General features: G+C 72.3%; 17 protein-coding genes. 10 read left to right on the forward strand and 7 right to left on the reverse strand.

Annotation, left to right across the window (positions count from 1 at the left end; all coding sequences use genetic code 11):
- Positions 1-131: 131 nt before the first annotated feature.
- The 3 genes from AC5L38_RS43190 (at position 132) to AC5L38_RS43200 (ending at position 3,922) form a co-directional block, all read left to right on the forward strand.
- Entirely contained in the window at positions 132-1,280 is a 1,149-nt protein-coding gene (locus tag AC5L38_RS43190) for a CU044_5270 family protein (RefSeq protein ID WP_495248627.1), read from the forward strand.
- A 131-nt stretch (positions 1,281-1,411) separates the two neighbouring features.
- Complete coding sequence (locus AC5L38_RS43195) at positions 1,412-1,954, forward strand: hypothetical protein (protein ID WP_495248628.1); 543 nt, start codon at positions 1,412-1,414, stop codon at positions 1,952-1,954.
- Between the two features lie 375 nt (positions 1,955-2,329).
- Entirely contained in the window at positions 2,330-3,922 is a 1,593-nt protein-coding gene (locus AC5L38_RS43200) for a PepSY-associated TM helix domain-containing protein (protein WP_495248629.1), read from the forward strand.
- A gap of 132 nt (positions 3,923-4,054) precedes the next feature.
- Here AC5L38_RS43200 and AC5L38_RS43205 read toward each other — a convergent pair whose 3' ends face one another.
- Positions 4,055-4,858 (reverse strand): helix-turn-helix domain-containing protein, encoded by an 804-nt coding sequence (locus AC5L38_RS43205; RefSeq protein WP_495248630.1) that lies wholly within the window; start codon positions 4,856-4,858, stop codon positions 4,055-4,057.
- A 174-nt stretch (positions 4,859-5,032) separates the two neighbouring features.
- Complete coding sequence (locus AC5L38_RS43210) at positions 5,033-5,365, reverse strand: hypothetical protein (protein WP_495248631.1); 333 nt, start codon at positions 5,363-5,365, stop codon at positions 5,033-5,035.
- 417 nt (positions 5,366-5,782) lie between these two features.
- On the opposite strand from AC5L38_RS43210, the gene AC5L38_RS43215 reads away from it, so the two are divergent.
- Positions 5,783-6,247 (forward strand): hypothetical protein, encoded by a 465-nt coding sequence (locus tag AC5L38_RS43215; RefSeq protein WP_495248632.1) that lies wholly within the window; start codon positions 5,783-5,785, stop codon positions 6,245-6,247.
- A gap of 76 nt (positions 6,248-6,323) precedes the next feature.
- Here AC5L38_RS43215 and secA2 read toward each other — a convergent pair whose 3' ends face one another.
- Entirely contained in the window at positions 6,324-8,534 is a 2,211-nt protein-coding gene (gene secA2, locus AC5L38_RS43220) for an accessory Sec system translocase SecA2 (RefSeq protein ID WP_495248633.1), read from the reverse strand.
- Positions 8,535-8,760: 226 nt separating this feature from the next.
- On the opposite strand from secA2, the gene AC5L38_RS43225 reads away from it, so the two are divergent.
- Both AC5L38_RS43225 and AC5L38_RS43230 read left to right on the forward strand, forming a co-directional pair.
- Positions 8,761-9,912 carry a lactate 2-monooxygenase gene (locus AC5L38_RS43225; RefSeq protein ID WP_495248634.1) on the forward strand — a complete coding sequence of 384 codons (1,152 nt, stop codon included), beginning with the start codon at positions 8,761-8,763 and terminating at the stop codon, positions 9,910-9,912.
- Positions 9,913-9,987: 75 nt separating this feature from the next.
- On the forward strand, positions 9,988-10,779 hold the full coding sequence (locus tag AC5L38_RS43230; protein ID WP_495248635.1) for a class II aldolase/adducin family protein: 792 nt from the start codon (positions 9,988-9,990) through the stop codon (positions 10,777-10,779).
- A 48-nt stretch (positions 10,780-10,827) separates the two neighbouring features.
- Here AC5L38_RS43230 and AC5L38_RS43235 read toward each other — a convergent pair whose 3' ends face one another.
- On the reverse strand, positions 10,828-11,922 hold the full coding sequence (locus AC5L38_RS43235; protein WP_495248636.1) for a DMT family transporter: 1,095 nt from the start codon (positions 11,920-11,922) through the stop codon (positions 10,828-10,830).
- 357 nt (positions 11,923-12,279) lie between these two features.
- On the opposite strand from AC5L38_RS43235, the gene AC5L38_RS43240 reads away from it, so the two are divergent.
- The 3 genes from AC5L38_RS43240 (at position 12,280) to AC5L38_RS43250 (ending at position 15,687) form a co-directional block, all read left to right on the forward strand.
- A complete protein-coding gene (locus AC5L38_RS43240) occupies positions 12,280-12,645 on the forward strand; it encodes a VOC family protein (RefSeq protein ID WP_495248637.1) in 366 nt (121 codons plus the stop codon).
- 388 nt (positions 12,646-13,033) lie between these two features.
- The gene (locus AC5L38_RS43245; protein ID WP_495248638.1) at positions 13,034-14,650 is read left to right on the forward strand and encodes a pentapeptide repeat-containing protein; all 1,617 of its coding nucleotides are present in this window, start codon (positions 13,034-13,036) and stop codon (positions 14,648-14,650) included.
- Between the two features lie 176 nt (positions 14,651-14,826).
- A complete protein-coding gene (locus tag AC5L38_RS43250; RefSeq protein WP_495248639.1) occupies positions 14,827-15,687 on the forward strand; it encodes a DMT family transporter in 861 nt (286 codons plus the stop codon).
- 19 nt (positions 15,688-15,706) lie between these two features.
- Here the strand turns inward: AC5L38_RS43250 and AC5L38_RS43255 are convergent, their stop codons facing one another.
- Positions 15,707-16,948, reverse strand: a complete 1,242-nt coding sequence (locus AC5L38_RS43255) for an FAD-dependent monooxygenase (protein ID WP_495248640.1) — start codon at positions 16,946-16,948, stop codon at positions 15,707-15,709.
- 73 nt (positions 16,949-17,021) lie between these two features.
- Here AC5L38_RS43255 and AC5L38_RS43260 point away from each other — a divergent pair, with 73 nt between their 5' ends.
- Positions 17,022-17,594 (forward strand): TetR/AcrR family transcriptional regulator, encoded by a 573-nt coding sequence (locus tag AC5L38_RS43260; RefSeq protein WP_495248641.1) that lies wholly within the window; start codon positions 17,022-17,024, stop codon positions 17,592-17,594.
- Here AC5L38_RS43260 and AC5L38_RS43265 read toward each other — a convergent pair.
- A complete protein-coding gene (locus AC5L38_RS43265; RefSeq protein ID WP_495248642.1) occupies positions 17,581-18,162 on the reverse strand; it encodes a GNAT family N-acetyltransferase in 582 nt (193 codons plus the stop codon). The genes AC5L38_RS43260 and AC5L38_RS43265 overlap by 14 nt on opposite strands.
- Before the next feature lie 43 nt (positions 18,163-18,205).
- Positions 18,206-18,802, reverse strand: coding sequence for a YdeI/OmpD-associated family protein (locus AC5L38_RS43270; RefSeq protein WP_495248643.1), 597 nt, complete (start codon positions 18,800-18,802; stop codon positions 18,206-18,208).
- Between the last annotated feature and the right edge of the window lie 131 nt (positions 18,803-18,933).

Below are 18,933 nucleotides of genomic sequence, written 5' to 3' on the forward strand. Positions count from 1 at the left end.
ATATCGAACAGCGGAAAGAGGAGACGCGAAATGCGCGAACCCGTAAGGCCACTCCACGCTCGGGCCTGGGTGGCCCTCCCGCTCCCGATTCCCCCGTCGCCCAAAAGCGACGGTCCCCTCGGGAGAAACTGATGGATGAGATGACCCAGGTGAACCGGCTGCGTTCCGAGGTGCCCCGGCCAGACTCGGCGGAGCTGCGCGCCGAGGAGTCGCGGCTGCTGTCGGAGATCGCGGCCCTCAGCGCGGCACAGACGGCACCGCCCGCACCGGCCGCACCGGCCGCACGCAGGGCACTGCGCCCGGCGAGCCTCACCAGGAACCTCGGACTGAGTCTCAGGGCGAGTCTCGCGGTGGGGGCCGGGGCCGCGGTGGTGGTGGGACTCGGGTTCGTCGGCGCCGGTTCGTTCCTCCAGGCGGGGCCGCTCCTCCAGCGGGAGAGGACCGTCCAGGTGGCACCCGTGGCGATGTCGGCGGTCCTTCGGCGGGCCGCCGACACCGTGAGCCTGCGGGACGAGCTGCGTCCGAGGCCGGGGCAGTTCCTCGCCTACGAGTTGCAGGTCATGTTCCCGGTCAAGCTGGAGGAGGGCGGGAAGGAGGTCCGCTACCTCGACCGCAGCCTGTTCAAGGTGTGGCTGCCGGTCGAGGGCTCCACCCTGGACGGCGGGGTCATGTCAAGCGAGCATCTGGAGCCGAGGCCGTTCCCCGGGGAGCCGCTGCCCGCCGAGGCCAGGCGGCGGGCGGGACGCGTCGCGGCACCGGGGAAGCTCACCGGCTACGACGTCAGTCCCGAGTACCGGCGCACCGACTACGCCTACCTGAGCCGGTTGCCCGCCGATCCCGCGAGGATGCGCGAGCACCTCTACCGGGGGCTGGCACAGGACCCGCTGGCCGACTACAAGGCGTGGGGGAACGTCGGCTCGATGATCACACGGGCGTACATGCCGTCCGCCCAGCGCGCCGCGCTGTTCCGGGCGGCCGGTACGATCCCCGGCGTCGAGACCGTCGACGAGGCCGAGGACGCCGCCGGGCGCGGGGGAATCGCGGTGGCCATGGCCAACCCGCTCGGCGGGGTGCGGCACGAGTACATCTTCGACCCCGCCACCTACCTGTACCTGGGCGAGCGCGTCGTCGTGACGGACGCGGCCAGGGCGGGAGCGCCCGAGGGCACCCTGCTCACCTCGACGGCACAGCTGAAGGTCGAGGTGGTCGACAGTCCTCCCGAGGTGACCGAGCCCGCGCCCGACGGCGCCGGCCCCGCGTCCGAGACGCGGCACGGGTAGGCCGGCAGCCCACAGGGAACACCGCTAGCACAGCCGTGCAATCGTGACGCACGGGTCGAGTGGTATTAATCCACACTCTTTTCCACAGTTCAAGGGCTGGAGAATTCACCATTCTCTGTCACCATTGCCCCATGCATGCCTTCCGTTTTGTTCGCGCCGCGGTGTTCGCGGTCGTGTGCGTGACGGCGTCGCTGGCCATGCATGTGCTGGCCGGAGGCAGCCCGGTGGGACCGGGCGTACTGGCCTGGGCGATACTGCCGACCGCGGCGGGCGCGTTCGCGCTCGCCCGGCGGCAGCGCGGTTTCGGCGTGCTGCTGGGGGCGAGTTTCGCCGCCCAGTACGGCATGCACCTCTGGTTCACCTCCGGCGCGGTGCCACCGTCGACCGGGCACGAGCACGGCGCCGGTGACCTGTCCACCGGCCTGTTCATGGTGCTGGTGCACGCCGTGGCGGCGTTGCTGTCGGCCCACTGGCTGGAGCGGGGGGAGTGCGGCCTGGCCACGCTCCTGTTCCTGCTCTTCGCCTCGGTCCTCACCCTGCTGCGGTGGCGCGTCCCCGTCGTCCAGCGCGTCGTGCTCCCCGCCGCGCCCGGCGACCGGGTGCCACCGGCCGCCCGGCTGCTCGCCGCCGCCGTCTCGCGCCGCGGGCCGCCCGCGCCCTCGTACGCCGTCTGACATCGGGCCGTCACGCCCGGATGCCGTCGCGCCCTCGCGGGCCCGCGTCTCCGGGCGCCATACCCCTCCCCGGCCGCGGGTCGTCGCGCCGTCGCGCCCTCCCCGGCCGGTGAGCCCGGATGTCGACGCTCACCTGCTCCCGGTGGTACCGGCGGCACCTGCCCGCGTAGTACGGGCGGCGTCCGCCGGCCGGTAGTACCGGCGGCACCTGCCAGCACCGAACGCCAACGGGCCGCGCGCCCGGCTCCCACCATGCCTCCGGCGGGTGAGAGCCGGAATCCCGCCCGCCCCTTCGCGACGCCGAACTTGAACCTCACACCGCGGTGGCGCGTACCTGACGGTGCGCGCGTTCCCTGTGAACGGAGAACTCTCCCCATGACGTCTGACGTCGAGATCCAGCCCGAGACCGGGCCGTCCGGGTCCTCCCCGGCCCCCGTGTCCCCCGTGACCCCTGTGTCCTCCGGGTCCCCGGTGCCCTCCACCTGGGCGACGCTGCGCTCGCTCCTGCTCCGCCTGCACTTCTACGCGGGAATCCTCGTCGCGCCCTTCCTGCTGGTGGCCGCGACGACCGGTCTGCTGTACGCCGCCTCCTTCCAGTTGGAGAAGGTGGTGCACTCCCACGAGCTCACGGTCCCCGTACCGGCCGGGCAGCAGAAGCTGCCCCTGGCACGGCAGGTCGCCGCCGCGACCGCCGCGCATCCCGGGGGAGCGATCGGGGCCGTGTGGACCTACGACGAGCCCGGCGCGACGACCCGGGTGCTGTTCAACGACCCCGGCCTCCCGGAGAGCGTCCGCACGGCGGTCTTCGTCGACCCGTACACCGCCCAGGTCCGCGGGTCGCTGGAGAGCTACGGGAGTTCGGGCGCGCTGCCCGTGCGCACCTGGATCTCCCAGCTCCACCGCCACCTGCACCTGGGCGAGCCGGGACGCGTCTACAGCGAGATGGCCGCCAGCTGGCTGTGGCTGGTCGCGCTCGGCGGCCTGGTGCTGTGGCTGACCCGCCGCCGCCGCGCGGGTCAGCGGCTGCGCCGCGTCGTCGCCCCCGAGCGCGGCGCCCGCGGCCAGCGCAAGACCCTCTCCTGGCACGGCTCGGTCGGCCTGTGGGCGCTGGTCGGCCTGCTCGCCCTGTCGGCCACCGGCCTGACCTGGTCGAAGTACGCGGGAGTCAACGTCGACGTGATCCAGCGGGGGATCGGCTGGGGAACCCCGTCGATGCCCGTCTCCGGCGGTCACGGTGACCACGGCAGCCACGCCGGAGGGGACGCGGGCGCGGCCCCGGCCGCCGACCCCGACCAGGTCGTCCAGGCGGCGGCGGGCAAGGGCCTGTCCGGACCCCTTGAGATCGTCTGGCCGGCCGAGGCCGGCGACCCGTACGTCGTCAAGGAGAGCGACCGCCTCTGGCCGCAGCGCAACGACCAGGTGGCGGTCGACGCAGCCAGCGGCCAGGCGGTCGCCGAGCTGCGCTTCGACGACTTCCCCATCGGCGCCAAGCTGACCCGGTGGGGCATCGACGGGCACATGGGGGTGCTGTTCGGCCTGGTCAACCAGATCCTGCTCGCCGCGCTGGCCATCGCGCTGATCTCGGTCATCGTGTGGGGCTACCGCATGTGGTGGCTGCGCCGCCCGACCCGCGGGTTCGGCGCCCCCTACGAGCGCGGCGGCCTGCGGCGGCTGCCCCTGGCCGTGGTGCTGCCCCTGGCGGTCGTGGTGATCGCGGTGGGCGTGTTCCTCCCGCTGCTGGGCATCTCGCTGCTCGCCTTCCTCGTGGTCGACGTCGTCCTCGCCAGGGTCGCGGCGTCGCGCGCGAAGAAGGCGGAGACCGGCGGGCCCGGCGGGCCCGGCGGGCCCGGAGAGGCCGGCAGGTTGGACGAGCCCGTCGAGCTCGCCGAGGCCGGTGCGTTCGGTAAGAACGCCGAGCCGGACGAGCCCGGCGAGCCCAGCAGGTCCGGGGCGGGCGTCCCCGGCTGAGACCCGCCGGCGACGAAAGACCTTCCAGGACCCGGTCCGGCCGGTGACGAGTGACACCGGCCGGACCGGCCGAGACGGCGGGGGTGCGGCGTGGGGCGCACGCCGCATCCCCGCCCCGTCACCGCACCCCGTTCAGTCGGGGTGGTGCTGGTGCTGCAGGTAGGCGGCGGTCTCGGGGTTCGCCGGGAAGTACGCCTCGATGGCCAGCTCGGCGACGGTGATGTCCAGCGGGGTGCCGAAGGTGGCCATGGTGCTGAAGAAGGCAAGCTCCCGGTAACCGCGGCGGAGCCTGAGGGGAACCACGATGTCGCCGGGCCCCGGCCGGTCTATCTCCGGCTCGGGCTGGTCGCAGGGATAGTCGTCGAGCTCCTGCCAGAGCGCCGCCAGCTCGGGATCGGCGGTGAGGCTCATCTGGCGGCGGAGCCGGTGCAGCAGGTGGGCGCGCCACTCGCCCAGGTTGATGATCCGCTGCGCCATGCCCTTGGGGTGCAGGCTCAGCCGCAGCACGTTGACCGGGGGGACCAGCAGCTCCGGCGCGACCCCGCGCAGCAGCAGCCCGGTCGCGGCGTTGCGGTCGACGAGGTTCCAGCGCTGGTCGACGACGACCGCCGGGTACGGTTCGTGCCCGCTCAGCACCTGCCCCAGCGCCTCCCGCACCGACGCCATGTGCGGTGAGTTGAGCGGCGTCTCCGCGTAGAGCGGCGCGAACCCGCCGGACAGCAGCAGGTGGTTGCGCTCGCGCAGCGGGAGCTCCAGCTCCTCCGCGAGGTGCAGGATCATGTCCCTGCTCGGTTTGGACCGGCCCGTCTCGACGAAGCTCAAGTGCCGGGTGGAGATGTCGGCCTGGATCGCGAGGTCCATCTGGCTCATCCGCCGTCGTTCCCGCCACTGGCGCAGAAGCTCGCCTACCGGCCGGGACGCGCTGGTGGTGGTCACGTACGCCACGATAACCGGCACCGGTCGGCGAAACCATTACCACGTACGTAACGCGCGCCATGATGTCGGCTCGCGGTCGGGGATCCCGCGGGGCGGGATCCCCGACCTCTCACAGCGGTTCGGCGAGCTCTTCCCGGATGTTCCCGCGGCCGGGGAAGGTGCCCGGATCCGGGCTCAGAGCGCTCTCGTGTTGTAGCCGTAGGTCACGCGGGCGGGGTAACTGGCGGTGCACCACGCGACGGAGGTCTGGTTGACGGAGACCCACGGACCGTAGATGCGCGTCTTCTTGAACGTCAGCTCGTTCCAGCACTCGGCCCAGGCCCTGGCGTGGCCGTAGCCGCTGTTGCAGTGAACCCACGCTCCCTGGTAGCGGTCGTGCCTGGTGCCCGATTCGCAGTTGTAGGGCGGCGCCGGGCCCACGAGGGCGGCGGCGGTGGCGGCGGTGGGCGCGCCCCCGACGATCGTCAAGGCGGCGATCGCCGCCATTCCGAACTTGATGACTCTCACTGGTGGTCCCCTCCAGTCGTCAGCCGGCCGGCGCGATTCCGACGCGCGGGCCCGAAACCCATCCTGACGCCGGGGCAGCCTCGGACGGTTGCCCGTCCGCGCCGGATGCTTGATGATGCGCGCACGAACAACGCGAGGCCACGGACGGGAGAGCGCCGTGCCTCCGCGTGTGACGTTCCCTCCTCCCCGAACCCGGCGCTCATCGTCAAGCACTTGGCGCGGACGGGCAACGACATTCGGCTACCGGACAGGAGGATGAGGCCATCGGGGTGACCGGCACCGGATCGCCGCGAGTCACGCCGGGAGTGTCGCGTGATCAGGCGGGCGCCGTCCGTCCTCGCGGTCGCGAAGAGATGAAGGTGGAAGCGGATGTCAGATTGGCGTAGACCGAATCCGGCAGGTAGGACGGCGCGAACGGTGATCGCGGCGCTGTTGCTCACGGGCGTCTCGGTGGCGGCCCCGGCCTCCGCCCAGGCCGCCGCGAAATGTGTCTCCAAGACTGGATCGTTCTGGTACGACCTTGGTTCGCCGTACTCCGGAACCCTGCACGGGGTACGAGTGACCCTGCAGACGGCGCGCTCGGGCGGTGCGGCCCGCGCGATCATCCACCCCGGAAGCTCCTACCGCTACCGGAGCGGCGACATCATCTCGGTCGACCGGTCGATCCAGAGTCAGCCGAAGCTCAGCCCTGACGGCGACCCGTGGCAGACCCACGAGATCCTGGCGCGAGGCGGGCTGGACTACTGCGAGTCCACTCTCCACAGCGTCGACTCCATGCGCACGACCTCGGTCGACGGCCTGAACCACGCCACACGGGTCTGCCTGCGCCGTAGCGGCGCCGTGCAGTGCACGAACAGCTGGTACGTCGACACCAACGGCTGACCGGCCGCGAAGGCCACTCCGGCCCCACCGCCGTCCGGCGGCGGGGTCGTTCTCGTGAACGGCCCCGCCGGTCCGGTCAGCGGCGGCGGACCTTGGTGGCGAGGCGGTTGAGGATGCGGTCCCACTCGGTGCCGAAGGGGTTGTCCTGGACGAGGTAGGTCCAGGTGGCGGTGGGGCGCTTGAGGCCCGCGCCCTCCAGGTCGAGGCCGTCCTCGGTGACCGACGCGGTCTCGAAGGTCTCGACCGAGCGTGACTCGATCTCGGCCAGCAGGCGCTGGTAGGCCGGGACGGCGTCCTTGTGGAACTCGTCGATCGGGTTGAGCCTGCCCAGGACCCGCAGGTGGATGCCCTCCCGCAGCTCCGCGAGGTAGGCCAGGTGGTCGGCCCAGCCGCGGTCGAGGTGGAACAGCACGATCTGGCGGGCCGCCTCGTGCAGCACCTCCTCGTCGACGCTCTCCGCCAGCTCCGCCCACCGCTCGGGGGCCGCCTTGGCCAGGGCGTCGCCGGCCACGTTGTCGCGCAGGACCCGGTCGCGGCGCTCCAGCAGCTGGCCGCGCTGGCGCTCCAGCAGCCGGGTGTAGCGCCAGGTGTTGCGGTGGATCTCCATGTTGACGCCCTCGGCGACCCGCTGGGCGTGGCCCACGAGGGAGTGCTCGGGCACGCCCTTGGCGTACTCGTCGGCGACGTAGTGGGTGATCAGCTCGTCCTCGCCGCTGACCAGGAAGACCGAGCCGCCGGGGTCGCCCTGGCGGCCCGCGCGCCCGCGGAGCTGGTCGTCCAGGCGGCTGCTGGTGTGCCGGCCCGAGCCGATGACGTACAGGCCGCCGAGCTCGTCGACGCCCTCGCCGAGGCGGATGTCGGTGCCGCGCCCGGCCATCTGGGTGGAGACCGTGAGCGCGCCGCGCTCCCCGGCCCGGGAGATGATGGCCGCCTCCTCGGCGTCGTTCTTGGCGTTGAGGACCACGCACTCCAGCCCGCGCCCGCTCAGGGTGAGCGCGAGGCGCTCGGACTCGGCCACGTCCAGGGTGCCGATCAGGATCGGCCGGCCGGTGGCGTGCACCTCGACGATCTCCTCGACCAGCGCGAGGTCCTTCTCCATGCGGTACTCGAAGAGGCGGTCGGGGTCGTCGATCCGCACGTTCGGCCGGTTGGGCCGGACCACGGCGACCTTGAGGTCGTAGAACTCCCGCAGCTGGTCGCCGACCGCCACCGCGGTGCCGGTCATGCCGCACTTCTCCGGGTAGCGGGTGATGAGCGCCTGGACGGTGATCGAGTCGAGGATCTCACCGGTCTCCGACGGCGAGAGCGCCTCCTTGGCCTCCACCGCCGCCTGCAGCCCGTCGGGCCAGCGCTGCAGCAGCGCCACCCGCCCTCGCGAGGGGTTGATCAGGTGCACCTTGCCGTCGCGGACGATGTAGTCGACGTCCTTGGTCAGCAGGGCGTGCGCGTGCAGCGCGAGGTTGACGTCCGTCAGGGTGGCCGGGGTGTCGTAGAGGTCCAGGCCGAGCGCCTGCTCGACGGTGTCGATGCCCTTGCTCGTCAGGTGGACGTTGCGCGCCTGGTCGTCGAGCTCGTAGTGGTAGCCCTTGACCAGCTGCCTGACCAGCACGGCCATCTCCGGGACCGCGTCGCCGGGGTCGGCGGCACCGGCCAGCACCAGCGGCACCCGCGCCTCGTCGACCAGCACGGAGTCGGCCTCGTCGACCAGCGCCACGGCCGGGGCGGGCACGATCAGGTCGTCCACCCGGGTGCTCAGCCGGTCGCGCAGCACGTCGAAGCCGATCTCGCTGACCGAGCCGTACGTCACGTCCGCCGCGTAGGCCGCCCGGCGCTCCTCGGGGGTGGAGTTCTGGCCGATCCAGCCGTAGGAGACGCCGAGCGCCGCGTAGAGCGGGCCCATCCACTCGGCGTCACGCTGGGCCAGGTAGTCGTTGACCGAGATGACGTGGACGCGCTTGCCCTGCAGGGCGTACCCGGCGGCGGCCATCGCGCCGGACAGGGTCTTGCCCTCGCCGGTGGCCATCTCCGCGACGTTTCCCGACAGCATCGCGAGCATGCCGACCAGCTGCACGTCGTACGGCCGCAGGTCGAGCGCGCGATGAGCGGCCTCCCGCACGATCGCGCAGAACTCGGGGAGGTCGTCGGCCGACGGCGTGGGCAGCTCGTCGAGCGCGCGGATCCGCTCCTCGCGGGTCCCGGCCTCCGCGACGACCTTCTCGAACTTCGAGAGGTCGATGGTGCCGGGGCGTTCGAGGAACCGCCTGAAGAGCTGGGTAATCGAGGCCACGTTCCCTCCAACGCCCGTCCCCGGGCTCGCGTTCCGTCTCTCCGCACATTGTGGTGCAAAGATCGACTGTTCAGGTTGCGGTGCGAAGATCGGCTGTTCAAGATCGCGGCGCTCCCGTCAGGTGTCCGGGGCACCGGTGACTTGTCATGCCATAGCGGGATAAGTCGGATGCGATTTTAGCCAACAAGCGATGGACATCCACAGTGATCGGCACAAAGGTTGGGGCATGGCCTTCTCCGATTACCAGTACGAGATCTACCTCAACGGGCTGGTCGGGACCCCGCCCCCGTACTCGACGTCCGTCACCGAGCTGGAGCGGGTGGCGCGCGAACGGCTCGACCCGGGACCGTACTGGTACGTGGCCGGATCGGCCGGGACCGGCGCGACCGAGCGCGCCAACCGCGAGGCGTTCGACCGGTGGCGGATCGTGCCCAGGATGCTCCGCGACGTCCCGGTCAGGGACCTCGGCGTCGAGCTGTTCGGCAGGTCCTACCCGGCGCCGGTCGCCCTCGCCCCGATCGGGGTGCAGTCGATCGTGCACCCGGACGGCGAGCTGGCCACCGCCAGGGCCGCGGCCTCGCTCGGCATTCCCACGGTGCTGAGCACCGCCGCGTCCCACACGCTGGAGGAGGTGGCCGAGGCCGACGGCCCCCGGTGGTACCAGCTCTACTGGCCGCACGACGACGACGTCACGCTCAGCCTGCTCGACCGGGCCGCCAAGAGCGGGTACGACACCCTGGTCGTCACCCTCGACACCTGGACCCTCGCCTGGCGCCCGCACGACCTCGACCACGCCTACCTGCCGTTCCTGCGCGGGACCGGCCTGGCGATCCCGCTGTCGGACCCGGTGTTCCGTGCCAAGCTGGCCCGTCCGGTCGAGGAGGACCTCGACGCGGCGATCATGCAGTGGGTGCCGATGTTCAACGGCCGCCCGCACACGTGGGACCAGCTGTCCCTGCTCCGCGACAACTGGGACGGGCCGATCGTCCTCAAGGGGATCCAGCACGTGGACGACGCCCTGCGCGCCGCGGACGCGGGCATGGACGGCGTCGTCGTCTCCAACCACGGGGGCCGCCAGATCGACGGCGCCACGGCCTCGCTCGACGCGCTGCCGGCGATCGCGGCGGCCGTGGGCGACCGGATGACCGTGCTGTTCGACTCGGGCGTCCGCACCGGCTCCGACGTCTTCAAGGCCCTCGCCCTCGGCGCGCGGGCCGTGCTCCTCGGCAGGCCGTACGTCTGGGGCCTGGCCGCGGGCGGCGAGGACGGCGTGCGCCACGTGGTGCGCGGCCTGCTCGCCGAGCTCGACCTCACCCTCGGCCTGGCGGGCCACAGCCGCCCCGCCGACCTCGACCCTTCCGTCCTGGAGGCACTGTGATCGTCCTGGAGGCACCGTGATCGTCCTGGAGCGCTGTGACCGTCCCGGAGACGATGTGACCGTCCTGGAGGCGCCGTGAGCCTGTCCGACCTGCGGCCCGTTCCCCGCGACCAGCTCACCTTCCGGCTGCCGCCGACGTTCGAGACCGTGCGGGAGGAGCGTCGCCATCGTCAGGAACGCCTGGTCGCGGCGCTGCGGCTGTTCGGCGGGTTCGGCTTCGAGGAGGGGGTGGCCGGGCACATCACCGTCCGCGACCCCGAGCACACCGACCACTTCTGGGTGAACCCGTTCGGCATGTCGTTCAAGCAGATCAAGGTCGGTGACCTGATCCTCGTCAACCACGAGGGCCAGGTGGTCGACGGCCGCCACCACGTCAACCAGGCCGCGTTCGCGATCCACTCGATGGTCCACCAGGCCAGGCCGGACGTGGTCGCCGCCGCGCACAGCCACTCGGTGCACGGCAAGGCGCTGTCGTCCCTCGGCACGCTCCTCGAGCCGCTCACCCAGGACGCCTGCGCCTTCTACGAGGACCACGCCCTGTTCGACGACTACACCGGCGTCGTCCTGGAGACCGAGGAGGGCCGCCGCATCGCCCAGGCCCTCGGTTCCCACAAGGCCGTCATCCTGCGCAACCACGGGCTGCTGACGGTGGGCGGCAGCGTGGACGCCGCCGCCTGGTGGTTCATCACGATGGAGCGCTCGTGCCAGGCCCAGCTCCTGGCCAAGGCCGCGGGGCCCACCGTCCGGATCACCCACGAGAACGCCAAGCTCACCCACGGCCAGATCGGCGGCGACACGGTCGGCTGGATCAACTTCCAGCCCCTGTACGACCAGATCGTCGCCACCGACCCCGGCCTGTTCGGCTGAGGTCCCGCGAGGGTCCCGCACTCCCGTGCGGGACCCTCGCGGGCGTGGTCACACCTGTTCCCTTTCCCGCAGGGCGAGCAGGGCGACCGCGCCGAGCAGCAGGGCGCTCCCGCACACCGTCGCCGGGGTGAGCCGCTCGCCGAGCAGCAGGACGCCCAGGACCGCCGCGCCGACCGGCTCCACGAGGGAGATCACGGCGGCCGTCGTGGCGCGCACCGCGGCGAGACCGATGAAGAAGAGCCCGTAGGCCAGCGCCGTCGGGACCGTGCCGAGGTAGACGACGACCGCCCAGGAGGCGAGCGGGTCACCGGAGGGCAGCAGGCCCTGGGCCAGCGCGACGGGGAACAGGCAGAGCCCGCCGACGACGAAGCCACCCGTCGCGGTGGCGTACGGCTCGTCGGTGGAGGCCCGGTTGAGCAGGGTCACCCCCGCGTACCCGGCCGCCGACAGCAGGGCCCACCCGACACCGGCCGCCGAGAAGGTCGCCGACCCGTCCCCGAGCGTCAGCACGGCCAGGCCGGTCAGGGCGATCGCGACCGCGCCCAGCCCGGCGCCGCTCAGGCGCTCGCCCAGCGCCGCCCACCCGCCCGCGGCCACGAGGACGGGGGTGGCGCCTATCGTGACCACGGTCGCCACGGCCAGGCCCGACTCCGCGATCGCCGCGAAGTAGGCCGTCTGGTAGACGGCCATCGCCACGCCGGTGACCAGGACCCGCCCGAACACCGGCCCCCGCCGGCCCCGCCGGCCCCGCAGGTCGAGGCGGGCCCGGCGGAAGGTGGCGAGCGGGCCGGCGTGCCGGGTCCGGCCCCGCCAGGCTCGGTCCCGCCCGGTCCAGCCTCGTTCGGTCCAGCCTCGTTCGGTCCAGCCTTGTTCGGTCCGGCCCTGCCCGGTCCGGTCCTGTTCGACGGGACGGGTCCGCCGGGTGGTGGTGCGTGAGCTTGCTCGCCGTGTCCTGCCGAGGCCGAACAGGGACCTGGCCAGCAGGAGTACGGCGGCTCCGGCGGCGAACCGCCAGAAGGAGACGGCGACGGGGCCGAGCCCGCCGGCCTGGTGGAGCAGCGCACCGGCGGCACCGCCGGTGCCCCAGGCGGTCGCCGCGATGGACACGTACAGCAGACCCCGCCGTACGGAGACGTGCTTCATGGAGATCTCTCCAGATGAGGTGTTCGTCGTCAGGTCGCACGTATGCGGACGGCAAGCACCCACCGGACCGCTCGGGTCCGGTCGTCAGGAGAGAGGGCCGCCCGCTAGCGAGCGGTCGGCGGGGCGACGATCAGGAACACGGAGCCACCCTAGCCAGGCACTCCTCGCGGCGGCCACCGCTTATTCCTGTCACCGCCTGTTCCTGTCACCGCCTGTTCAGGAAACCGTTCCGGTGGTCCCGGCCCCCGTGCCCGGACCCGCGCCGGAAGCGTCCCGGCACCCGGGTCCGGGCCTGGCCGGCGAACCGCTCCGGCAAACGTGACAGCAGCTGACAGGTATGGGCGGGACGATCGTTCCATGACCACGAAAGCACAACTTGTCGCCGTGACCATCGACTGCGCCGAGCCCGGGCGGCTGGCCGAGTTCTACGCGGCCGTCCTCGGTTACGAGGTCCAGTACGCGGAGGACACCTACGCCGGCATCGGCGACGGCACGACGAGCATCTACTTCCAGCAGAACCTCGACCGCAAGCCGGCCGCCTGGCCGGGGCCCGACAAGCAGTTCCACCTGGACGTCCGCGTGCCCGACCTGGAGGGGGCCATCCGGGACTACCTGGAGCTCGGAGCCAGCCGGCCCGACTACCAGCCCGGTGAGGGGAAGTGGGTCGTGCTCGCCGACCCCGAAGGGCACCTGTTCTGCGTCTGCCCGCCCGGGGGTGAGTGACCACCGGCCGCGCGCCCCCCTCCGGGCCGGCTGACCATCCGGAGCCGGGCGCTCAGGGCAGGGGACCCGGGCGCGAGGTGGCAGGGGCCCGGGGGTAAAGGGGTAAGGGGGTAAGGGCCCGGGAGGCGGGGGCTCGGGGGTTGAGGAACCAGGGATCAGGGGCCAGGGGCCAGGGGCTCGCGGCGGGGCCGTTCCTTCGGGACGACTGGACGATCTCGGAGGGATGCGCTGAAGTTGCCTTCCGGACTCTCTTCTCCCCGGGGGCGGCGGAGATCTCCCCGGGGCGGATAGCTGCCTGGGGCGGATCCCTCCCCGAAGGCGGCGGAGAGGCCACCGGCCCTCGCCCGGAGCTCGTCCGAAGGCGGAGGCCCCACCCCGAGGAGGACTGATGAGGCGGCACCCCCGGCGCCGGACGGTCGGCGTGATCTCGCTGGTCGCGGCGGGGGCGGTGGTGGCGGCCGCGCTGGTGGCGAGCCGGGCCGGGGCGCCGGACCTGGCGGCCTACGTCCCGGTGCCCGCCCTGCTCGCCCTGGTGGCCGCGGTGCTCGCGGGGGTCGGCGCCGGACTGGCCCTGACACGTCCCCGGCGCGACGACCGCGCGGCACTGCGCGTCCTGTCCTGGTGGTGGGTCCTCGCGGGCGTCGTGCTGATCGTCGTGTCCATGTGGAGCGCCACGGCCGTCCTGCTGTTCCTCGCGGACACGGCCCCGGACGCGGCCAAGCGCGTCGAGATGCGCCTGGACGCGGTGAAGACCGGCCTGACCGTGGGCGCCGGTGCCGTGGGGCTGGTGGCGCTCCTCCTGGGCGTACGCCGCCAGTGGCTCGGGGAGCGTACGCAGGCCTACCAGGAGTACGACGCCGGCGAGCGGCGTGTGACCGAGCTCTACACCAAGGCGGCCGATCAGCTCGGGCACGACAAGGCCGCCGTGCGGCTGGCCGGCCTGTACGCCCTGGAACGCGTCGCGCAGGACAATCCCGAACACCGCCAGACGGTCGTCGACGTGATCTGCGCCTATCTCCGGATGCCTCCCGTCCCGGTCGCGGCGGTGGAGACGGAACCCGCGGGCGGGGAGGGGGCCATCGACCCGCAGGAACTCCAGGTGCGCACCACGGCCCAGGTGATCCTCAGGAACCACCTGCGCTGGAGCAGGTCCGAGCCGGTCAGGCCCGTCACGTTCTGGCCGGACATCGACATCGACCTCACGGGCGCGTGGCTCGTGAAGCTGGGGTTCGTCGACTGCCGGATGCGCCGGGCCGGGTTCGGCGGAGTCAGGTTCGAGGGGTTCGCGCGCTTCGACAGGGCCGTCTTCGAGGGCGTGGCGATGTTCGGGGGAGCGTTCTTCAGCGGCAAGGCGGTCTGGAGGGAGGCCAACTACAAGGCGGGCTTCGAGGGCGCGGTGTTCAGGGACGAGGCCGTGTTCCGGCAGGCGGTGTTCGCCCTCCGGGCGGATTTCAGGGAGGTCGGGTTCGAGCGGGAGGTGCTCTTCAACCGGGCTGTCTTCAAGGACCGGGCGCTCTTCCGCCAGGCCGCCTTCGAGGGGGCCGCGCTCTTCGGCGACGCCGTGTTCGAGGACGAGGCGGTCTTCCGTCAGGCCGCCTTCGGGGGCGGGGCCTCCTTCGCCGAGGCCGTCTTCACGGCCGCGCCCGCCTTCTGGGAGGCGACGGTACGGGAGGCCCCCGGCGCCTGGCGCTCCTGGCCCACCGGCTGGCGGGAGACCGCCCGCGACGACGGCTCCGGTACGGCGGATCTGGTCAAGGAGGCCGGGGAAGCCCGCGAGATCCGCGAGACCGGGGAGAGCCGCGAGGACTCCCGGCCCGGCGATGACGACTCCGGCACCGCGCCTCCCGACCGTGACGACCGTGAGGACGGGGACGACGGGGACGACGGTGACGGCTCGCGGTCCGGCGAATCCGCCGACGCCAGGACAGGTGACGGCGGTCCGGATGTCGTCCGGGTCCGGGCCGCCGGCCAGGACGTCAACCGTGCCCGGAGCGCCGGTTCGTAAGGGTGTCTCCCGTCCGCGGGAGGCGTCGCGCTCGTGTCGGCACCGGCCGGACGACGCCCCGCCGTGCCTCGTGCAGATCGGGGGAAGTCCCTACCCGTTCTCCGCGCGCCTTAAGCTTGCGGGATGACCCGTGAATCGCTTCTTTCCGGATGCCCCGTCCGTTATGTGAGGTGGCGATGACCTGGGTCGGGATATCGATCGCCTTGGTCGGCGCGTTGGGCTACGCCCTGGGAGCCGCGCTCCAGCAGTTCGAAGCGGTCTCCGAGGGCGCCTCGCTGAAGCTGATGAAACGGCCCCGCTGGTGGCTCGGCGGCATCATCGGCTTCACCGGGGCCTCCCTGCACGCCGTCGCCCTCAGCTTCGCGCCGCTGATCGCGGTGCAGCCGATCAGCGTGGCGACGCTGGTGTTCGCGGTGCCGCTGGCGGCGATGCTGCACGGCAGGCGCCCGCACAGGGGAGAGATCGTCGGATCGATCGCGGTGGCCGTCGGGCTGCTCGGGCTGCTGCTGCTGGTCCCCGCGCACCCGGTGAAACCCCACATGACGAACCAGGAGGCGCTGGGCTTCCTCGGCTGCGTCGGGCTGGTCGTGCTGGTGAGTCATCTGCTGGCCCGGAGGATGACCGGCTCGGCCCACGCGCTCGTGCTGTCTGTCGGCGCGGGTGCGGTGACGGCGAGCGTCTCCACCTTCGTCCGGGTGGTGGGCGGCAACTTCGACGGCGACCTGAGCACGCTGCTCAACTGGTTCACATTGGCCATCCCCGTGCTGCTCATCTGCGCGGTCGTGCTGCTGCAGAAGACCTACGAGGTGGGTTACTTCGGCATCTCCTACGCCGCCGTCCAGATCGTCGACCCGATCACCTCGATCCTCGCGGGCGCCCTCCTGCTCGACGAGGCGGTGCCCAGCGGCTGGCTGAACGTGATCCCCGCCCTCGTCGCCGCCGCGCTGCTCGTCTGGGGAACGATCACCCTGGGGCGGCTCTCCCCCGACCAGGGGACCTCCACCCCGGTACGCGAGGCGGCGAGCGTCGCGCGGTAGCCGCGAGCCGGCCGCGAGGTCAGGTGGAGGGCGGTGTCCAGCCGAACACCTCGTCCATCGCGCCGTTCACGCCCGACGGGGCGAGCCGCCAGCTGAGCGCCATCGCCGTGTCGCGCAGCCGCACGGCCAGCGGGCCGCGCATCCGGGTGGCGCGGCAGATCGCGGCCGACCGGGCCACGATCCTGGACGTACGCTCCAGCCGCGCGGCGGTGTAACCGGCCAGCACGTCGTCCCAGCCGTTCGCGCCGTTCGCGCCGTTCCCGCCGTTCGCGCCGTTCCCGCCGCTCCTGCGGGCCGGGTCACCGCTCCCGGCCCCGGCGCCGCCGGTGAACCCCTCGCCGTCGCCGACCACGTGGGCCAGCACCACCGCGTCCTCGATCGCCTGGCAGGCGCCCTGGCCCAGGTTGGGGGTCATGGGGTGCGCGGCGTCGCCCAGCAGGACGACCCTGCCCCGGTGCATGGCGGGCAGCGGGGTGGCGAGGTAGTAGACGTCGTTCCTCAGGACGTTCTCGGGGGAGGCGGCGGCGAGCAGCTCCGGGATCGGGGAGTGCCAACCCCCGAACAGCCGGCGCAGCTCGGCCAGCTGGTCCCCGCCACCGCCGCCCGCCGGGACGGTGTCGGTGGCGTAGCAGTAGGACGTGCCCCCGGCCAGCGGCATGACGCCGAACACCTTGCCCCGCCCCCAGCTCTCGTACGCCTGACCTGGGACGCCCTCGGCGGGGATGAGCACCCGCCAGCTGGTGACGCCCGCGTAGCGGGGGGCGGGATGACCGGGGAACAACGCCGCCCTGACGGGGGAGTGGATGCCGTCGGCCGCCACCACCAGGTCCGCCTCCACCTGCCCGTCGGGCACTGTCACCAGGCCGGTCTCCGCGTCGACGCCCGAGACCTCGGTGCTCAGCCGGACCGTACCGGGTTCGAGGCGGGAGAAGAGCACGTCGATCAGCTCCGCGCGGCGCAGCAGCACCACGGAGTCGCCGTTGCGCGCCGAGGTGGCCTCCACGGTGGTTCTCATCAGCCATCTGCCGTCGAAGCGCCGGAGGCCGCCCGATCCCTGGACGGCCGACAGCTTGCGGACATCGTCACCGGCCCCGATCGCGTCGAGCGCCTTGAGCGCGTTGGCGGCGACGGCCAGCCCTGAGCCGACCGCCTCCAGGGCCGCCGCCCTCTCGAACACCGTCACGTCCCAGCCCCGCTGCTGGAGCGCCACCGCCGCCGCCAGCCCGCCGATGCCCGCCCCGATGACCGCCGCACGTCCCATGACCTTCTCCTTCACTACAGATGTAGTGGACACTACTACTCCTGTAGTCGAACTACAAATGTAGTATCAAAGGGTGAAGTCCCAGCGTGCCGAGCTCGTCGCCGATACCGCCATCGCCCTGCTGGCGGATCGGGGAATGCGCGGCCTGACCCATCGAGCCGTGGACGAGGCGGCCGGCCTGCCGCCGGGGTCGACCTCCAACCTGGCCCGCACCCGGTCCGCGCTCCTGGAGCTGACCCTCGCGCGGCTCACCCAGCTGGAGACCGCCGCGTTCACGCCGTTCGTCAGCCCGTCGGGGCCGGACGTGGTCGAGGCCCTCGCCCAGATGGCGGCCCGGGCGCTCTGGACGCAGCTGACCGCCGGCCGTCGGCAGACGATCGCCCGCTACGAGCTGGCCTTCGAGGCCACCCGCCGCCCGGAGCTGCGCACGATCTACGACAGGGCCGGTGAGCGCTTCCGCGACATCGCGGTCTCGATCCTCTCGGCCGCGGGGTCGTCCGACCCGGTACGGCACGGGCGCCAGTTCGTCGCCTTCGGCGAGGGGGTGATGTTCGACGCCGTCATCGGCGCCGGGGCGGAACCGACCCTGGACGACCTCCGCCTGGGAATCGTGGAACTCCTGCGCGGCATGCTCAGCCGCGAGTGAGGCGGGCGCGGTGGGCGGGCCACTCGTCGTCGAGGATGCTGAAATAGGCGGTGTCGCGCCAGGTGCCGTCGGCGCGGCGGCGCTGGCGGCGCAGGGTGCCCTCGGCGACGCCGCCGATGCGCCTGATCGCGTCCTGCGAGCGGACGTTCAGGTTGTCGGTCTTGAGCTGGACCCGGTTCACGCCCAGCTTGTCGAAGGCGTGGTCGATCAGCAGGACCTTGCACTCGGTGTTCACCGCGGAGCGCCACACGGACCTGCCGTACCAGGTCCAGCCGATCTCGATGCTGTCGGCGTATCCGGGGGTGTCGATGTAGGTGGTCCAGCCGGCCGCGCGGCCGGTCTCCCTCAGGATCACCGCGAACGGCACGTGGTCCGGCACCTCGATCAGCCGTGCCGCGATCTCCGCCAGCTCGGCCTCGGTGCGCGGGGTCGGGGCGGGCATCCAGCGCCACACCTCGTCGTCGCCGCCACCGGCCAGGAACAGGTCGGGGACATGGCCGCCGGTCAGCGGCTCCAGCCGTACGGTCTCGCCTTCGAGGGTGACGGGAGCGGGCATCTTCGCGGTCATGGAGACGACCCTAGGGCCCCGGTGGACCTGCCCGAAGGTCCACTCAGGGGGTGTTCCCGGGGACCACTCGGCGTTCGAACTGCGCGAGCCTGCGTTCCGCCGCGGAATCCTCGATCAGCCGGGTGAGACGCCTCTCCCTCGTCTCGGGCCGCTTCGCGGTGGTCACCCAGTGCAGCGCGGTCCTGCGGTAGCCGGTCGGCTGGCCCTGGAACCACTCCCACGCCGCCGTCTCCGCCCGGAAGCGGCGCTCCTGCTCCTCGTCCAGCGCGGCGTCCCGGCCCCGCTCGTGGGAGTAGATCACCGAGTTGTCCTCGGTCCGCTGCTCGAAGGCGAGCAGGCCCGCGGGGAGCATCAGGCCGCGCCCGGTCAGCTCGGCGACCTTGGCGATGTTGACCGCGCTCCACGTGCTGCGCGCCTTGCGCGGTGTGAAGCGGACGCTGTAGCTCTCAGCGTCGAGGGTCCTGCGGACGCCGTCGATCCAGCCGAAGCACAGGGCCTGTTCGACGGACTCGGGCCAGGTCATGCTGGGACGGCCGGTGCCCTTCTTGAAGAACCCCGCCAGCAGTTCCGTCTCGGTCTCGTGGTGCGCCTCCAGCCAGGCGCGGAACTCCTCGGGGGTGGCGAAGAAGACGGGGTCCATCAGTTTCTCCCGAGGGGACCGTCGCTTTTAAGCGACGGGGGAATCGGGAGCCGGAGGGCCACCCAGGCCCGCGCGTGTAGTGACCTGACAGGTTCGCGCATTCCGCGTCGCCTCTTTCCGCTATTCGATAC

The sequence above is a fragment of the Streptosporangium nanhuense genome, assembly GCF_059358815.1.